At 70.3% G+C, this 16,311-nt stretch carries 18 protein-coding genes; 11 read left to right on the forward strand and 7 right to left on the reverse strand.

The annotated features are described in order from the left end of the window. Positions 1-169: 169 nt before the first annotated feature. Together ACIA5C_RS24585 and ACIA5C_RS24590 are read right to left on the reverse strand one after the other, a co-directional pair. A complete protein-coding gene (locus ACIA5C_RS24585) occupies positions 170-1,468 on the reverse strand; it encodes an ATP-binding protein (RefSeq protein WP_396058385.1) in 1,299 nt (432 codons plus the stop codon). Between the two features lie 104 nt (positions 1,469-1,572). Then, complete coding sequence (locus tag ACIA5C_RS24590) at positions 1,573-2,262, reverse strand: response regulator transcription factor (protein WP_396058387.1); 690 nt, start codon at positions 2,260-2,262, stop codon at positions 1,573-1,575. 96 nt (positions 2,263-2,358) lie between these two features. Here ACIA5C_RS24590 and ACIA5C_RS24595 point away from each other — a divergent pair, with 96 nt between their 5' ends. Genes ACIA5C_RS24595 through ACIA5C_RS24605 form a run of 3 tightly spaced genes read left to right on the forward strand, consistent with a single transcriptional unit; the run spans position 2,359 to position 5,026 of the window. Next, positions 2,359-3,231 carry an ADP-ribosylglycohydrolase family protein gene (locus ACIA5C_RS24595; protein ID WP_396058389.1) on the forward strand — a complete coding sequence of 291 codons (873 nt, stop codon included), beginning with the start codon at positions 2,359-2,361 and terminating at the stop codon, positions 3,229-3,231. A gap of 38 nt (positions 3,232-3,269) precedes the next feature. Beyond that, positions 3,270-4,445, forward strand: coding sequence for a diguanylate cyclase domain-containing protein (locus ACIA5C_RS24600; protein WP_396058391.1), 1,176 nt, complete (start codon positions 3,270-3,272; stop codon positions 4,443-4,445). A gap of 53 nt (positions 4,446-4,498) precedes the next feature. Further along, positions 4,499-5,026, forward strand: coding sequence for an HIT family protein (locus ACIA5C_RS24605; protein ID WP_396058786.1), 528 nt, complete (start codon positions 4,499-4,501; stop codon positions 5,024-5,026). Here the strand turns inward: ACIA5C_RS24605 and ACIA5C_RS24610 are convergent. Beyond that, the gene (locus tag ACIA5C_RS24610) at positions 4,995-5,567 is read right to left on the reverse strand and encodes a TetR/AcrR family transcriptional regulator (protein WP_396058393.1); all 573 of its coding nucleotides are present in this window, start codon (positions 5,565-5,567) and stop codon (positions 4,995-4,997) included. The genes ACIA5C_RS24605 and ACIA5C_RS24610 overlap by 32 nt on opposite strands. A 53-nt stretch (positions 5,568-5,620) precedes the next feature. Between ACIA5C_RS24610 and ACIA5C_RS24615 the strand changes: the two genes are divergently transcribed. Then, positions 5,621-6,820: an FAD-dependent monooxygenase gene (locus tag ACIA5C_RS24615; protein WP_396058395.1), complete on the forward strand. Its 1,200-nt coding sequence runs from the start codon at positions 5,621-5,623 to the stop codon at positions 6,818-6,820. Positions 6,821-6,824: 4 nt separating this feature from the next. On the opposite strand, the gene ACIA5C_RS24620 is transcribed toward ACIA5C_RS24615, so the two are convergent. Continuing rightward, positions 6,825-8,984 (reverse strand): elongation factor G-like protein EF-G2, encoded by a 2,160-nt coding sequence (locus tag ACIA5C_RS24620; RefSeq protein ID WP_396058788.1) that lies wholly within the window; start codon positions 8,982-8,984, stop codon positions 6,825-6,827. Between the two features lie 167 nt (positions 8,985-9,151). Here ACIA5C_RS24620 and pgsA point away from each other — a divergent pair, with 167 nt between their 5' ends. The 4 genes from pgsA to ACIA5C_RS24640 are packed head-to-tail and all read left to right on the forward strand — an operon-like array spanning position 9,152 to position 12,385. Continuing rightward, positions 9,152-9,790, forward strand: a complete 639-nt coding sequence (pgsA, locus tag ACIA5C_RS24625) for a phosphatidylinositol phosphate synthase (protein WP_396058397.1) — start codon at positions 9,152-9,154, stop codon at positions 9,788-9,790. After that, on the forward strand, positions 9,787-10,662 hold the full coding sequence (locus ACIA5C_RS24630) for a phosphatidylinositol mannoside acyltransferase (protein WP_396058399.1): 876 nt from the start codon (positions 9,787-9,789) through the stop codon (positions 10,660-10,662). Before pgsA ends, ACIA5C_RS24630 begins: the two co-directional genes overlap by 4 nt. Positions 10,663-10,673: 11 nt before the next feature. Further along, positions 10,674-11,828: a glycosyltransferase family 4 protein gene (locus ACIA5C_RS24635; RefSeq protein ID WP_396058401.1), complete on the forward strand. Its 1,155-nt coding sequence runs from the start codon at positions 10,674-10,676 to the stop codon at positions 11,826-11,828. Positions 11,829-11,848: 20 nt separating this feature from the next. Next, positions 11,849-12,385, forward strand: a complete 537-nt coding sequence (locus tag ACIA5C_RS24640) for a hypothetical protein (protein WP_396058403.1) — start codon at positions 11,849-11,851, stop codon at positions 12,383-12,385. A 10-nt stretch (positions 12,386-12,395) separates the two neighbouring features. Here ACIA5C_RS24640 and pdxS read toward each other — a convergent pair whose 3' ends face one another. From pdxS to ACIA5C_RS24655, 3 genes are all read right to left on the reverse strand, one after another. Then, positions 12,396-13,292, reverse strand: a complete 897-nt coding sequence (gene pdxS, locus ACIA5C_RS24645; RefSeq protein WP_396058405.1) for a pyridoxal 5'-phosphate synthase lyase subunit PdxS — start codon at positions 13,290-13,292, stop codon at positions 12,396-12,398. A 114-nt stretch (positions 13,293-13,406) separates the two neighbouring features. Beyond that, the gene (locus ACIA5C_RS24650) at positions 13,407-13,817 is read right to left on the reverse strand and encodes a VOC family protein (protein ID WP_396058407.1); all 411 of its coding nucleotides are present in this window, start codon (positions 13,815-13,817) and stop codon (positions 13,407-13,409) included. After that, complete coding sequence (locus tag ACIA5C_RS24655) at positions 13,814-14,233, reverse strand: helix-turn-helix domain-containing protein (protein WP_396058409.1); 420 nt, start codon at positions 14,231-14,233, stop codon at positions 13,814-13,816. Before ACIA5C_RS24655 ends, ACIA5C_RS24650 begins: the two co-directional genes overlap by 4 nt. 22 nt (positions 14,234-14,255) lie before the next feature. Here ACIA5C_RS24655 and pdxT point away from each other — a divergent pair, with 22 nt between their 5' ends. The 3 genes from pdxT to ACIA5C_RS24670 all read left to right on the forward strand — a co-directional run bounded on the left by pdxT (position 14,256) and on the right by ACIA5C_RS24670 (position 16,297). Next, positions 14,256-14,864 (forward strand): pyridoxal 5'-phosphate synthase glutaminase subunit PdxT, encoded by a 609-nt coding sequence (gene pdxT, locus ACIA5C_RS24660; protein WP_396058411.1) that lies wholly within the window; start codon positions 14,256-14,258, stop codon positions 14,862-14,864. A gap of 16 nt (positions 14,865-14,880) precedes the next feature. Beyond that, on the forward strand, positions 14,881-15,633 hold the full coding sequence (locus ACIA5C_RS24665; RefSeq protein WP_396058413.1) for a YebC/PmpR family DNA-binding transcriptional regulator: 753 nt from the start codon (positions 14,881-14,883) through the stop codon (positions 15,631-15,633). Positions 15,634-15,760: 127 nt separating this feature from the next. Further along, positions 15,761-16,297: a Uma2 family endonuclease gene (locus ACIA5C_RS24670; RefSeq protein ID WP_396058415.1), complete on the forward strand. Its 537-nt coding sequence runs from the start codon at positions 15,761-15,763 to the stop codon at positions 16,295-16,297. Positions 16,298-16,311 lie beyond the last annotated feature (14 nt).

Here is a 16,311-nt window from a genome sequence, read left to right on the forward strand (position 1 = left end):
GCCGGCGATGGGCGGGCACGAGATCTCCTCGACTTGCGGGGGCACGGTGGGAGGTGGATGGGCGTCCACTTCTCGTCGCTCGGGTCGGAAGACTGCCAGCCTGCCGCCCCCAGCGGAACGTCCTTAATACAGATCTAAGCAACTGTTGTACCGTCCGGCGTAATTCGCGTCACTCCGGTCGTACCGGTCGGTTGGAGCGTTCACGGGCGAGGCGTCCGACGAGGCCGAAGCGACTCGCCTGCTTCGGCGACGCGTCCGCGTCGGCGAGCATCATCACGATGCTCGCTCCGCCCAGTGAGGCCCGGGCGAGGCTGACCGATCCGCCGGCGGACTGGGCGGCCCGCCGGGCGATGTCGAGACCGAGACCGGTCGATCCCTTGTTGCTCTGTCCACGTTGCAGGGCCTTTTCGGGGTCGGGGATGCCGGGACCGGCGTCGTCGACGCGCAGAGCGACCCAGCCGTCACGGCGGGAGACACCGACCTCGAACGCGGTCCCCTGGGGGGTGTAGCGGAACACGTTACCCAGAACGGCATCGAGGGCGGCCGCCAGTTCGGCCCGCGCGACCGGCACCGGGATCCGCATCTGCGCGCCGACCACCTGGTAGGGCCGGTTCTGGTCGCCGGCCAGCGCCGACCAGAACGTCATGCGCTCGCGTACCACCTCGCTGACGTCGCAGACGCCGGGCTCGGGGGCGGCCGCGACCTGGGCCGCGACCGCCTTGCGGGTGGTGTTGATGAGCTGGTTGACCTCGCCCTCGAGGGTCACGATGGCCTGCCGGATGCGCCGGATGCCGCGCCGCCGGTCGAGCTCGGCCTGATCGAACTGGATGCCGATCTGCGTGTCGTCGGGGTCGAGCGCCTCGGCGTCGAGCCGCAGCGCGGTCAACGGGGTGCGCAGCCGATGGGACAAGTCGGCGACCAGTTCCCGCTCGTCGCGGCGCGTGGTGATCAGCCGGTCGGCCATCCGGTTGAAGGCATAACCGGCTTCGGCCAGCTCGCGGGGCCCGCTCGGCTGGATGCGTACGCCCAGGTCACCGCCCCCGACCGCGAGCGCGGCCTGCACCAGGTTGCGGGCCGAGTTGACCGCGCCGCGGGCGAGCCGGTCGACCGCGAACACCGCGGCGCCGACCAGCAGCAGCGCGAGGCCGGCCAGCATCCACCAGTCGCGGCCCGTGTTCTCGCCCAGCTCGTCGCCGGGCACGAAGACTTCCACGACCGACGTCTTGCCCGCCACGGTCACCGGCTCGAGGCGTACGAGACCTCCGGGAACCGACGCGGTGATGGAGCCGCCTCCGGAAGCCGCACGTTGCACGTCGCTCGCGTCGGCGTGCCCGGCCGGCTGGCCGCCGGGCGGATGGACCACCGGGTGGCCGCCGGCCGCCGCGACGGCGGCTTCGACGCCCTTCTTGCTCGCGCCGGCCGCGATGGCGCCCGCGACTGTGGCGCTCTCCCGCTCGGCGGCCGACATCGCCTTGTCGCGGTGGTCGTTGCGGAGCTCCCAGCCGAGGGGGAGCAGGAAGACGAGTGCGGCGACCGCGGTGGTGATCGCGGTGGTGATGGCGAGGCGGGACCTCAGTCCGGCGCCACCAACCGGAATCCGACCCCCCGCACGGTGCGCAGGTAGCGCGGCTTCGCGGCTGATTCGCCCAGTTTCCTCCGCAGCCAGTAGAGGTGGACGTCGATCGTCTGGTCCTCGCCCACCGATGGCTGTCGCCATACCTCCTCCAGCAGCTCACGTCGGGAAACGACTCGGCCCGGACGGGCGGCGAGGTAGGCCAGCAGGTCGAACTCCTTGCGCGTGAGTGCGAGGGACTGCTCGCCCAGCGTGGCGCTGCGCTCGCCGATGTCCACCCGCAGCTCGCCGACCTCGTGCACGGCCGGCGCGGCGGTCCGGCTGGCCCGGCCGACCCGGCGCAGCACGGTCGCGATGCGCGCGTCGAGGTGGGCGCCGGTGAACGGCTTGACCATGTAGTCGTCGGCGCCCGCCCGCAGCAGGCGCACGACGGTCTGCTCGTCATCGCGCGCGGTGGCGATGATGATCGGCACGTCGGTGATGCCGCGCAGCATGCGCAGCGCGTCGGAGCCGTCCAGATCGGGCAGGCCGAGGTCGAGCACCACCAGGTCGGGTGTCTCGGCGGCGACCCGGCGCAGCGCGTCGAGTGCCGTGCCGACGGCGTGCACGGCGTGGCCCCGATCGGCGAGCGAGCGGAGCATGGCGCCACGCACGACGTGATCGTCTTCGACGAGCAACACCGTGGCCATGCGAAGAAGGTACTGCCCCTGGCAACCTCTGCCTAACCGGTGATCCAGGGACACTCCTCAATCACAGACAGTGATGGAATACCATCCGATGTGCCGATGTCATTCACTCTTTTCCCCGGTACGCGACGCGGGCTGGCATGCGAGAGCCTCGCCGGCCTGAGCGTCGGTGACGCCTTGGGCGCACAGCACTTCGTCGCGCCGGTCGATGTGGCCGAGCCGCCGGACGGCCCTTGGCCGTGGACCGACGACACCGAACAGGCGTGCTGCCTGGTCGCGACCCTCGGTGAGGGCGACTTCGACCGGGACGGGTTCGCCGAACTGCTCGGGCGGCACCACGATCCGTACCGCGGCTACGGTCCCGGCGCGGTGGTCATGTTGCGCCAGATCCGCGAGGGACTGCCGTGGCCGATCGCGGCCGCCGCGGCGTTCGACGGGCAGGGCTCGGCCGGCAACGGCGCCGCCATGCGGGCCGCCCCGCTCGGCGCCTGGCATGCCGATTCGCTCGCCCACGCAGCCGCTCAGGGTGCCCGCGCGGCCGAGGTCACCCACGCCCACCCCGACGGCATCGCCGGGGGAGTGGCGGTCTGCGTGGCCGCGGCGGTCGCGGCGGCCGGACGGCTCGACGGGCAACGACCCCGGCTGCTGGCCGCGGTCACCGCGCACACCCCGGCCGGCCGGGTGCACGACGGGCTGGTCGAGGCGGCCGGGCTGCGCGACGCCGGGCAGGCGGCCCACGTGCTGGGCAACGGCACACGCGCGATGGCGCAGGACACGGTGCCGTTCGCTCTCTGGGTCGCCGACCACTTCCTCGACGACTATCCGGGCGCCCTTGCCGCCTGCATCGCGGCCGGTGGTGACGTCGACACGACCTGCGCGATCGCCGGTGGGGTGGTCGCGGCGTACACCGGGCCGGACGGCATCCCGCCGGACTGGCTCGCCGCCCGGGAACCGCTGCCGTCCTGGGTCTAAATCCTCAACCAGCTCGCACCCGTGCCGATCCCAGGATCGTGTGGACAGGGGATAGGAAGATCGCGGGCCTGGGCCTGCTGGTGTCGTTCGGTGGCGGGCTGACGGTGGGCGGTCTGCGCCCCGTCGGTGCCGTCGTGACCGGTGCGGTCGTGCTGGCCGGCGCCTCCACGGCCTGGGCGGCCGCCTTTACCCGGCACCGCCGGCGAAGTGAGCGGACGGTGGCCGACCTGGCCGGCGCGCTCGCCCGCGAGACGGTGCTCGGCGACCTCGGTTCCCGGCTGCTGGCCGCGGGGGACCCGGACCGGATGCTGCGCGCCGCCGCCGAGGCCGCGACCGACCTGCTGCGCGACGTACCCGGCGGCTGGGCGTCGATCCTGTCGATCGGCCCCGACGACGATTTCGCGGTGCTCAGTGCGGACGCCGCCGACGACCACCTGCCGCTCGAGGCGGTGCCCACCGACCTGCTGGTGCGCCTGGCCGGCGGCGAAATCGTGAGCGCCGGCGCGCCGTCCGCCGTCGGCCTGACCGATTTCGGCCCGGAACGGCCGATCAGCCTGCTTCCGCTGGTGCGCGGCGAACGCTTCTTCGGCGTGCTGGCCACCGGGGCCGACGACGAGGTTCCGGTCGGCGTTTCCGCCGCCCTTCAGGCCGTACGCACGCAGGTGTCCCTGGCCCTCGAAGGCGACGCCCTGGCCGCCGAGCTGACCCTGCGCGCGACCCGCGACCCGCTGACCGGCCTCGGCAACCGCCAGTCGATGCGTGACCGGCTCACCGCGGCGCTCGCCCGGGCCCGCCGCAGCGGCAAACCGGTGGGTTTCCTGCTGCTCGACCTCCAGCGGTTCCGTCAGGTCAACGAGGTGCACGGCCACGACGCGGGCGACGAACTGCTGCGGGTGGTCGCCGATCGCCTGCGCGCCGGCGTCCGCACCGAGGACACCATCGGCCGCCTCGGCGGTGACCAGTTCGCCGTGGTCGCCGAGGATCTCCGCACCGCCCAGGACATCGTCATCATCGCGGAGCGCCTGGTGGAGTCGCTGGGCCGCAGCGTACCGGTGGGCGGCCGCATCGTGCGGGCGCCGGCCAGCGTGGGCATCGCCCTGTCCCACCCCGACACCGACGGCCCCGACCAGCTCATGCGCGAGGCCGAGGCGGCGATGACCTCGGCCAAGCGCCAGGGCGGCGGCCGCTACCAACTCCACGGCGCCTCGGCCTGAGGCCCCTGCGAGCGAGGCCATAAGCTCGGGGTGTGGCGCAATCTGCGGGGCCGATGGAGGCCGGGGAGCCGGACGGGCTGGAGCGGCTCTGGACGCCGCATCGGATGAGCTACATCGCGGGGGACGACCGGCCCGACAGCCACACCGAGAAGCCGGCCGGGTGCCCGTTCTGCCTGGCGCCCGGCGTCACCGAGGCGGAGAGCCTGGTGGTGGCCCGGGGTGAGCTGGTGTTCGCGGTGCTCAACCTCTACCCCTACAACCCGGGCCACCTGTTGATCTGCCCCTATCGGCACGTGGCCGACTACACCGATCTCACGGAAGCCGAGACGGTGGAGGTCGCGGCGTTCACCCGCGCCGCGATGCGGGTGATCCGGGCGGTGAGCAGCCCGCACGGCTTCAACCTGGGCATGAATCAGGGCGCGGTGGCCGGCGCCGGCATCGCCGCACATCTGCACCAGCACGTGGTGCCGCGGTGGGGCGGCGACAACAACTTCATGCCGGTGATCGGGCGCACCAAGGTGTTGCCCCAGTTGCTGGCCGACACCCGGGTCATGCTGGCGAAAGCGTGGCCAGTGCTCTGAGGCCGGCCACGATCTGTTCGGCGGTCGGGGCGTGGCCGGGGTCGGTGAGCCACTGGGTGACCACGCCGGACATCAGGGCCATCTGGGCCGAGCCGAGGCTGCGGACCGTCTCGTCGTCGAGCTGATCCTCGGGCCGGCCGGTGAGCAGGGCGGCCATGCCGCTGCGGCCCTGTTCGAGGCCTTCCGCCAGCATCGCCCGCAGGTCGGGCTGGTGCTCGGCCTGGATCATCACCTCGACGCTGGCCAGCCAGAGCGCGCGATGTGAGGTGATCGAGGCGATGACCCGGCGCCAGAAGGCGACCATCGGGTCTACGCCGTCCTGAGGTTCTCCGGCGAGTGCGATCGCGACCTCGTCGCCCCACTCCTCCATGGCGCTCATCATCGCGGCGGTCATCAGCGCCTCGGTGGAGCCGTAGTGGTAGCCGATGGAGCCCAGGTTGGTGCCGGACAGGGCCACGATGTCGCGGGCCGTGGTGCGGGCGTAGCCCTTCTCGTACAGCGCTCGTTTGGCGCCTTTCAGCAGCTCTTCGCGGTGGCCCATGGCGGCGATCCTAATCTCTATACAAATGTATAAGACGTTTGTATAGTAGGCCCATGACGAACTCACGGGTACTGATCTCGGGCGCCGGCGTGGCCGGCCCGGCACTGGCTTACTGGCTCGTCCGCCGCGGCTTCGACGTCACCGTCGTCGAGCGGGCGCACGAGCTGCGCCCGGCCGGCTACAAAGTGGACGTACGGGGCGCGGCCACCGAGGTGCTGCGCAGGATGGGGCTGCTCGAGGCGGCGCAGGCGGCCGACACCGGCATGCGCCGGATCACGTACGTGAAGAAGAACGGCCGCCCGCTCGCGGCCCTGCCGGCCGACCTGCTGATGGGCCGCCGCGGCGACGACCTCGAGATCATGCGGTGGGACCTGAGCCGCCTGATGTACGACGCGACCTCAGCCGACGTGGAATACGTCTTCGGCGACGCGATCGCCTCGATGCGGGAGAGCTCGGACGGGGTCGAGGTGACGTTCGAGCGCGGAGCGACAACGAAGTTCGACTACGTGGCCGGGGCGGACGGGCTGCACTCGGCGACCCGGAAGCTCAGCATGGGCGACGTGCCGCTGCGCCACCTCGGGGCGTACATCTCGATCTTCACGGTGCCGAACACGCTCGGGATCGAACGGGAGGAGATCATGTACTTCCGCCCGGAGCGGCTGGCTTTCGCGTACGCGATGGACCCGTCGGCGCCGGCGCGGGTCGGCCTCACCTTCGCCTCACCCGAGCGTGACTTCGACCGGCGGGACGTGGCCGCCCAGAAGGCGATGCTGCACGAGGCGTTCGCCGGCCTCGGCTGGAAGATCGACGAGTTCCTGGCCGCGATGGACCGCACCGACGACTTCTATTTCGACTCCATGAGCCAGGTGGAGCTGCCGTCCTGGTCCAAGGGCCGGGTCGTCCTGCTCGGCGACGCCGCGCACTGCCCGGCCCCGGCGTCCGGACAGGGCAGCAGCCTGGCGCTGGTCGGGGCGTACGTGCTCGGGCAGCACCTCGGCGAGCCGGCCGGGCCCTCTTCCAGCTCTTCGGGTTGTGGCGGATATGCCGAGTACGAGCGCCGGATGCGGCCGTACGTCGAGAAGAACATGGCCTTCGGGCGCAAGATGGCCAAAGACATGGTGCCCGGCGGGCGCCTCTCGATCGCCTTCCGCTCCTACGGCATGCGCACCCTGAAGTACCACCCGCGCAAGGAGCAGGTGATCGAGAAGTTCCTGGCGCCGATGCTGGACGCGGCGAACGCGATCCGGCTGTGAGCCGCTACCCCTTCGCCGAATGCTCCTTGCGGACGGCGTCGGCCAGGTGCCCGGGCATGGGCTCGTGCCTGATGTACGCCCGGGTGAACGTGCCGGCGCCGGAGGAGATCGCGCGAAGCTCCACCGCGTATCGCACCAGCTCGATCGCCGGCACCTCGGCCCGGATCGTGCTGTGGCCGTCGTCGCCGGTGTCGGTGCCGAGCGGGCGGCCCCGGCGGCCGGAGAGGTCGCTCATCACCGGGCCGACGTACGCATCCGGCACCCGCACCTCGATCTCGTCGACCGGCTCGAGCAGCGCCATCTCGGCCGCGGCCGCCGCCTCCCGCAGCGCCAGCGCCCCGGCGGTCTGGAACGCGGCGTCCGACGAGTCGACGCTGTGCGCCTTGCCGTCGAAGAGCGTCACCTTGAGGTCGACCATCGGATAGCCGGCGACGATGCCGCGCTCGAGCTGGTGGCGTACGCCCTTCTCGACCGACGGGATGTAGTTGTGCGGCACCGCGCCGCCCACCACCTTGTCGACGAACTGGAAACCCGAGCCGCGGGGCAGCGGCTCGACCTCGATGTCGCAGACCGCGTACTGCCCGTGGCCGCCGGACTGCTTGACGTGCCGGCCGTGGCCCTTGGCCCCCGAACCGAACGTCTCCCGCAACGAGACCTTGACCGGCTCGGTGTCGAGCTCGACGCCGCCCGCGCGGAGCCGGTCGAGCACCACCTCGGCGTGCGCCTCACCCATCGTCCAGAGCACCAGTTGGTGGGTGTCGGCGTTGCGTTCCAGCCGCAGCGTCGGGTCGCCGGCGACCAGGCGGGAGAGGTTCTTCGCCAGGGCGTCCTCGTCGGAGCGGGACTTGGCCACCACCGCGATCGGCAGCAGCGGCTGGGGCATCGTCCAGGGAGACATCAGCAGCGGCTCGTCCTTGCCGGACAGGGTGTCGCCGGTCTCGGCGCTGCCCGACTTGGTGATCGCGCAGAGGTCGCCGGCGACGCACTGCCCGACCTCGCGGAGCTGGGCGCCGAGCGGAGAGTAGACGTGCGCGACGCGCTCGTCGGCGTCGTGGTCGGGGTGGCCGCGTTCGGCCATGCCGTGCCCGGAGACGTGCAGGATCTGCTCCGGGCGCAGGGTGCCGGAGAAGACGCGGACCAGCGAGACCCGGCCGACGTGCCGGTCGATCGTGGTCTTGACCACCTCGGCGACCAGCGGGCCGTCGGGGTCGCAGGTCAGCGGGGGCCGCGGCGAGCCGTCGACCCCGGTGACCACCGGCAGGTCGTGCTCGAGCGGCGACGGCGCCCCGTTGACCAGCCCGTCGAGCAGCGCGTCGAGGCCGACGCCGGTCGCCGAGCAGACCGGGATGACCGGGTAGAAGTTGCCCCGGGCGACCGCCTTTTCCAGGTCGGGCACCAGCGCCTCGGTGTCGATCAGCTCGCCGCCGAGGTAGCGGTCCATGAGGGTCTCGTCCTCGCTCTCGGCGATGATCCCCTCGATGAGCCCGTTGCGGTCGTCGGCGATCGGGTTGAGATGTTCGGGCTCGGCTTCGCCGGACCGGGGCGGGTAGCCCTCGGAGTAGTCGAGCACACGCAGCGTGACCAGGCCGAGCAGGCCGACCACCGACGCGCCGTCGTCGCCCAGCATCGGCTGGTAGATCGGCATGACGTTCTCGCCGAAGGTCTCCTGGCAGACCTCGAGGGTCTGCTCGTAGTCGGCGCGCGGGTGGTCGAGCCGGGTGATCGCGACGGCGCGGGGCATGCCGACCGCGGCGCACTCTTCCCAGAGCGCGGCGGTGGCGTCGTCCACGCCGTCGGCCGCCGAGACGACGAAGAGCGCGGCGTCCGCGGCCCGCAGGCCGGCGCGCAGCTCCCCGACGAAGTCGGCGTAGCCGGGGGTGTCGAGCAGGTTGATCTTCACACCCTCGTGGACCAGGGGGGCGCAGGCGAGCGACACCGAGCGCTGCTGGCGCTGGGCCGCCGGGTCGTGGTCGGACACCGTGGTGCCGTCGGTCACCGTGCCGGCTCGGGAGATCGTCCCGGTGGCCGCGAGCAGGGCCTCGACCAGAGTCGTCTTGCCCGAACCCGAATGACCCACCAGCACCACGTTGCGTACTCTGCCGGGCTCGGTCACCACCGGCGCCGTCGCGCCGTTGAGCCCCTTCTCCGAGGTCTTCTGCGCCATGGCGACCGCTCCCGTCAGGTCGGTGACTGTTACGCCGTTGTTACTGAATCCCACACCCGCCGCTGTCCGGGCCGCAACCCTTTGTAGTTGTCGAAAACACCGTGTCGGGAACGATACGGGCGGCGTGGTGCCGTGGTTTGCGCGGACGCCGTTATGGTGGGACGGCCATGGCAAAGATCGTCCAAGTACCTGCGCGCGCCGTCGTCGCATACGGCGTCAATCCGACCGCCCGATTCCTCCTGCGAATCGGCATCACACCCAACGCCGTCACCATCGGCGGCACCGTAGGCGTGCTCATCGGCTCCTACTTCGGTGCGCTCGGCCACCTCTTCTGGGGCACCTGGATCGTCACCGCGTGCGCCCTCACCGACGTGCTCGACGGCACGATGGCCCGGATGCGAGGTCAGTCGGGCAAGTTCGGCGCCCTGCTCGACTCGTCGATGGACCGGATCGCCGACGCCGCCGTCTTCGGCGCGGTCGTCTACTACATGGCGACCCAGCACAATCCCTACGGCGGCACCATCGCGGCGCTGATCAGCCTGGCGGCCGGCCAGGTCGTCTCGTACGTGAAGGCGCGCGCCCAGAGCCTCGGCCTGAACGCCGACGTCGGCATCGCCGAGCGACTGGAACGCCTGGTCATCCTCGGCATCGGCGGTCTGCTCGGCAGTGCCGGCCTGCACTGGGGACTGCCCGCCGCGCTCTGGGTCCTCGCCCTGCTCTCGATGATCACGGTCTTCCAGCGCCTGATCGCGGCCGCCCGCTCCGATCGCGCCAATCAGGCCGAATCGAAGGAACCGGTTGCGTGAGCGCCGTCCAGGACCGGGTGATCGAGACCGGCTACGCGGCCGGTTGGCGACTGGTCCGGGCGCTCCCGCTGCCGGTCGCCCGGGCGCTGTTCCGGGCCGGGGCCGACCGCGCGTACCGGAAAGGGGGTCCCGGCACCCAGCGGTTGCGCCGCAACCTGGCGCAAGTGGTCCCCCCGGATCGGCTCGAGGCAACCGTGCGGGCCGGTCTGCGCTCCTACGCGCGCTACTGGATGGAGGCCTTCCGTCTGCCGTCGCAGACGAAGGAGCAGTTCCTCGGCGGGTTCAAGATCTCTGCGGAGCACTACGACTGGCTCAAGTCGGCGGTCGCCGACGGCCGCGGCGTGGTCCTGTCGCTGCCGCACGTCGGCAACTGGGACGCCGCCGCGGCGTGGGTGGCCTCCAACGAGTGGCCGATGGTCACCGTCGCCGAGCGGCTCAAGCCGGAGGGCGTGTTCGAGCAGTTCGTGGCCTACCGCGAGAAGCTCGGCATGGAGGTGCTGCCGCTCACCGGCGGGCAGCGGCCCCCGCTCGACGTGCTCGGCGAGCGGCTCGGCCAGGGCTTCATGGTGGCGCTGCTCGGTGACCGCGACCTGTCCCGCAGCGGCGTCGAGGTCGAGTTCTTCGGCGGGCGCACCCGCATGCCGGCCGGCCCGGCGATCCTCGCCATCCGGCACAACTCGCCGCTGTTCGCGGTCGATCTGTCGTTCAACGAGACACAGACGGTGGCCGTGCTGCGCCGCGTCGTCCCGCCCGCCGAGGGGCCGCTCGACCAGCGGGTCAAGCTGACGACGCAGGCGCTGGCCGACGCGTACGCGGCCGGCATCGCCGAGCACCCGCAGGACTGGCACATGCTCCAGAAGTTGTGGCTGTAGGGGGCCGGGACGTGCGGATCGGGATCGTCTCGCCCTACTCCTTCGACATACCCGGCGGCGTGCAGAACCACATCATGGACCTGGCCGAGGCCCTGATCGGGCTCGGCCACTCGGTGAGCGTGCTGGCGCCGGCCGACGAGGCCGCCGACCTGCCGCCCTATGTCGTGCCGGCCGGGCGGGCCGTGCCGTTCCCCTACAACGGGTCGGTCGCGCGGATCGCCTTCGGGCCGGTCTCGACCACCCGGGTGCGCCGCTGGCTCAGCCGCGGGCGGTTCGACGTGCTGCACGTGCACGAGCCGATGGTGCTGAGCCTGTCGATGCTGGCCGTGCTGTCGGCCCGCGGGCCGGTGGTGGCGACGTTCCACACGGCCATGATCCGGTCGCGGGCGATGTCCGTGGCCCAGGGGCTCCTGCAGCTGGTGATCGAGAAGATCACCGCTCGCATCGCGGTGAGTGAGCTGGCCCGGAAGGTGCAGGTCGAGCACCTCGGCGGGGGAGCGGTGGAGATCCCGAACGGGGTTTCCGTGGCGAAATTCGCGGACGCGTCGCCCCTGCCGGGCTGGCCCGGTTCGGCTCTGGGGTTCCTGGGGCGTTTCACCGAGTCACGCAAGGGCTTCGATGTGCTCCGCGATGCTTTTGTGTCGCTGGCGGAAAAGAGGCCGGACCTGCGGCTTCTCGTCGCCGGCCCGGGGGATCGCGACGACCTCTACGACCAGTTCCCGAAAGACCTTCACGACCGCATTACCTTCCTCGGCCTGGTCTCCGAAGCCGATAAGACCCGCATGCTGCGCAGCGTCGACATCTACGTCGCTCCCAACACCGGCGGCGAGAGCTTCGGCATGATTCTCACCGAGGCGATGGCGGCCGGCGCCACGATCGCCGCCTCCGACCTGGACGCCTTCCGCCGGGTCCTCGACGGCGGCAAGGCGGGCGCGCTGTTTCCGACCGGCGACTCGGCCGCGCTGGCCGGCCTGCTCGGCGAACTGCTCGACGACCCGGACCGGCGGGCCGCGCTCGCCGCCGCCGCCCGTTCGGCCGTGGCCGCCTTCGACTGGCCAAATGTGGCCCTCCGTGTTCTGGAGGTATACGCAACGGCGATCGAGGCGACTGATGGCCGAGTTATGGACGAAGAGTGGGCCGAACCACGGTCCGGAGACATGACTTGACGCTGCCCTGGGGAACTACGATGCCCGGCATGTGGTGGGTGGTCGGGGTCGTCGCGGCAGTCGCGCTGCTCTCGGCATATCTGTTCTGGACCGCTCATCGGGTCGAGCGGGTGCATCTGCGTGCCCAGTCGGCCGAGCGGGCCCTAGACGCCCATCTGATGCGCCGGGCCGCCACCGCGGCCGTGGTCGCCGAGCAACAGGACGACGACGAGCTCTACGCGGCCGCCCGGGCCGCGCTCGACGCCGCACCCGACGAGCGGGAGTCGGCCGAGAACGATCTCACCCGAGCGCTGCAGACGGTCACGCTCGACGCCGCCGACACGGCGGCGCGCACGCTGATCGCGACCTCACGCCGGGTGGTGCTGGCACGCCAGGTGCACACCGACCTCGTACGCGACGCCTTGACGTCCCGCCGGCGCATCGTCGTACGCGTCTCGGGCATGGCCCGGCGCTACCCGCGCCCGCAATACTTCGACATCGTCGAGCCGATTCTGGACCCACTCAATATGCCGGAACCACTGATGGCCCCGGCGGTAGTGCCCGCCGAGGCCATCTGAGGACTGCTGCCTACCAGCCGCGTTCGGCCAGCCGGTGCGGCTGCGGGATCTCCTCGACGTTGATGCCGACCATCGCCTCGCCCAGACCCCGCGACACCTTCGCGATCACGTCGGGGTCGTCGTGGAAGGTGGTCGCCTTCACGATCGCCGACGCACGCTGAGCCGGGTTGCCCGACTTGAAGATGCCCGAGCCGACGAACACGCCCTCGGCGCCCAGCTGCATCATCATCGCCGCGTCGGCCGGGGTCGCGATGCCGCCCGCGGTGAACAGCACGACCGGCAGGCTGCCCGCCTCGGCGACCTCCTTGACCAGGTCGTAGGGGGCCTGGAGCTCCTTGGCCGCGACGAACAGCTCGTCCTCCGGCAGGGTCTGCAGGCGGCGGATCTCCTGACGGATCCGGCGCATGTGCGTGGTCGCGTTGGAGACGTCGCCGGTGCCCGCCTCGCCCTTCGACCGGATCATGGCGGCGCCCTCGGTGATGCGGCGCAGGGCCTCGCCGAGGTTTGTCGCACCGCACACGAACGGCACGGTGAACTGCCACTTGTCGATGTGGTTGGCGTAGTCGGCCGGGGTCAGCACCTCGGACTCGTCGACGTAGTCGACGCCGAGCGACTGCAGCACCTGCGCCTCGACGAAGTGGCCGATCCGGGCCTTGGCCATGACCGGGATCGACACCGCGTCGATGATCCGGTCGATCATGTCGGGGTCGGACATCCGGGAGACGCCGCCCTGGGCCCGGATGTCGGCCGGCACGCGCTCCAGCGCCATGACCGCCACGGCACCCGCGTCCTCGGCGATCTTCGCCTGCTCGGCCGTGACCACGTCCATGATCACGCCGCCCTTGAGCATCTCCGCCATACCCCGCTTGACCCGGGCGGTGCCGGTCGACGGACTGTTCTCAGACATCGTGAATGGGCTCCTTAAGCAGGAAGTTCGGTACGCAAATCGTACGCAGACCGACCCGCCCGGCCGATGGCCAATCAACCCCTCAGTGGCCTGATCAGTGGCGGTGCGAAACGGTCATTCCATGCTTTTCGGCTCGACCAGCACCAGCCAGTTACCGGTGTTGTCCCGCATGACCGCCTCCACGCCGTACGGGCGGTCCGACGGCTCCTGCAGGAACGTCACGCCGGCGGCACTGAGCTCCTCGTAGGCCTTGCGGCAGTCGGGCACTTTCAGTCCCAGGCCACCCATCTGGCCCGCCTCGAGCTGCGCCCGGTAGAAATCCGCCGCCTCGGGGCTCAGCGGGGGACCCGGCACCATCAGCGTGACCTCGAGCTCGGGCTGGTTGGGGTGCACGATCGTGACCCAGCGGAATTCGCCCATCCGGGTATCGACGCGGGGCTCGAAACCGAGCTTCTCGACGTAGAAGTCGCGGGCCTTGTCCTGGTCGAGGCAGTAGACGGTGACCAGCGAGATGTTCTCAATCATGAGGGCAAGGTAGGCCCGGGCGGGCCGTCGGCGCTTCTCGTGGATTGCTCCGTCACCCCGCGCATGAACAGATAACAGCCGGGGATGTGCGGCGTGCCGTTCGCGTAGCGGCGCTGATAGGCCTGCGGGCTCTCGCCGACCAGTTCCGAGAAGCGCGACGAGAACGAGCCGAGCGACGAATAGCCGACGGTCATGCAGATCTCGGTGACGGTCAGGTTGGCGTACCGCAGCAGATCCTCGGCCCGCTCGATGCGGCGGCGGGACAGGTAGCGGATCGGGGTCTCGCCGTAGGCCGCCCGGAAACGGCGTACGAGATGAAAGCGCGACATGCCCGCCAGCGCGGCCAGCTCACCCAGCGTGATCGGCTCCGCGAAGCGGAGGTCGATATGGTCGCGCACCCGGCGCAGAGCGAACACCCGCGAAGCTTAGAGTTGACCGGTGAACATCGGAGTGCTGGCCCTGCAGGGCGACGTGCGGGAACACCTGTCCGCGCTGGCCGAGAGCGACGTGCTGGCCCGGCCGATCCGGCGGCCCGAGGAGCTCGCCGACGTCGATGCGCTGGTGATCCCCGGCGGCGAGTCGACCGCGATCAGCAACCTGGCGGTGTCGTTCGGGCTGCTCGACCCGATCCGCAAGCGGATCGCCGACGGCATGCCGGTCTACGGCTCCTGCGCCGGCATGATCATGCTGGCCTCGACCGTGCTCGACGGACGGCCCGACCAGGAGTCGTTCCAGGGCATCGACATGACCGTGCGGCGCAACGCGTTCGGCCGGCAGATCGACTCGTTCGAGGCCGACGTGACCATCGACGAGGTCGAAGGCGGCGCGATTTCAGGCAGCACCCTTCACGCGGTTTTCATCCGCGCGCCGTGGGTCGAAGAAGTGGGCGAGAGCGTACGCGTGTTGGGCCGTGTCAGCAGCGGGCCCGCCGCCGGTAGGATTGTCGCCGTTCGGCAGGGGAACCTGCTCGCCACTGCCTTCCACCCGGAATTGACCGGCGACCTTCGGGTCCACCGGTACTTCGTCGAGATGGTCCGCGCTCGGTAAAATTCGGAGGTTCTGCATGTCCGGCCACTCCAAGTGGGCGACGACCAAGCACAAGAAGGCCGTCGTCGACGCCAAGCGCGGCAAGATGTTCGCCAAGCTCATCAAGAACATCGAAGTGGCGGCGCGCACCGGGGGCGGCGATCCGACCGGCAACCCGACGCTCTTCGATGCCATCCAGAAGGCGAAGAAGAGCTCGGTCCCCAACGACAACATCAACAACGCGGTCAAGCGCGGCTCCGGCCTGGAGGCCGGCGGCGCCGACTGGCAGACCATCATGTACGAGGGTTATGGCCCCAACGGCGTCGCGCTGCTGATCGAGTGCCTGACCGACAACCGCAACCGCGCGGCCACCGAGGTACGCACCGCCCTGACCCGCAACGGCGGCACGTTCGCCGACGCCGGCAGCGTGTCCTACCTGTTCAACCGCAAGGGCGTGGTGATCGTCCCCAAGGCCGACTCGAACGAGGACGACCTCATGATGGCGGTCCTCGACGCCGGCGCCGAGGAGATCAACGACCTGGGCGACTCGTTCGAGGTGGTCAGCGAGCCGACCGACCTGGTGCCGGTCCGCACGGCCCTGCAGGACGCCGGCATCGAGTACGACTCGGCCGAGTCGTCCCTGGTCCCGACCATGACGGTCCCGGTCGACGAGGACGCGGCCCGCAAGGTTTTCAAGCTGATCGACGCGCTGGAAGACTGCGACGACGTCCAGAACATCTTCGCCAACTTCGACGTCTCCGACGAGGTCATGGCCGCTATTGACGCGTGACCGTCGCGCGATGACATGCTGGACGAGGCGCTTCGGCGCCTCGTCTTTCGTTTGTGTGGGAGCATGGCGCTAGCTGACCAGTGACAACTGGTCTTGTGCACAGTAGAGTGAGGGGGTGCTAGCCGTTATGGACGGTCTTCGTCTGCCGCCGATCGAGACGCTCGACGTCGACGATCTTGTTTACTTGCCCAAGGGATATCGCTATGAACTGCACGGGGGAAACCTCGTAGTCATGACGCCTTCGACCTACTGGCACAAAGTGATGGCTCGGCGTCTGTTGTTCATGCTCTACGAAGCCGGCTTGGAGGCTCTGCAGGACACGGGGATCCGAGGCGATATGCCGCGTGACAGCCGTCTGCCCGACCTTGGCGTAGTCAACGACCTCCCGCCCGACTTAGCCGATTATTCCAACTTGCCGGGATCGGCCTTCCGGCTGGTGATCGAGATCGTCTCGGAGAACTCGGTCAACGGCGAATACGTCGGCAAGGCGCTCTGGTATGCGGCGCGCGGCATTCCGGAGTACTGGATCGTCGAGCGCACGCCCGATCGTGTGCACGACGACGCCATCGTCCATATCCTGACGCTCTCCGACGAAAAGCCGGAGTATGAGCCGCTGCGATCGGTGCGGCTGTCCGAGCTGGAAGCGGAGTATCGGGCGCGATAGCGATTCCGTAATGT

It is taken from the genome of Actinoplanes sp. NPDC051343 (assembly GCF_044455125.1).
GTDB lineage: Bacteria > Actinomycetota > Actinomycetes > Mycobacteriales > Micromonosporaceae > Actinoplanes.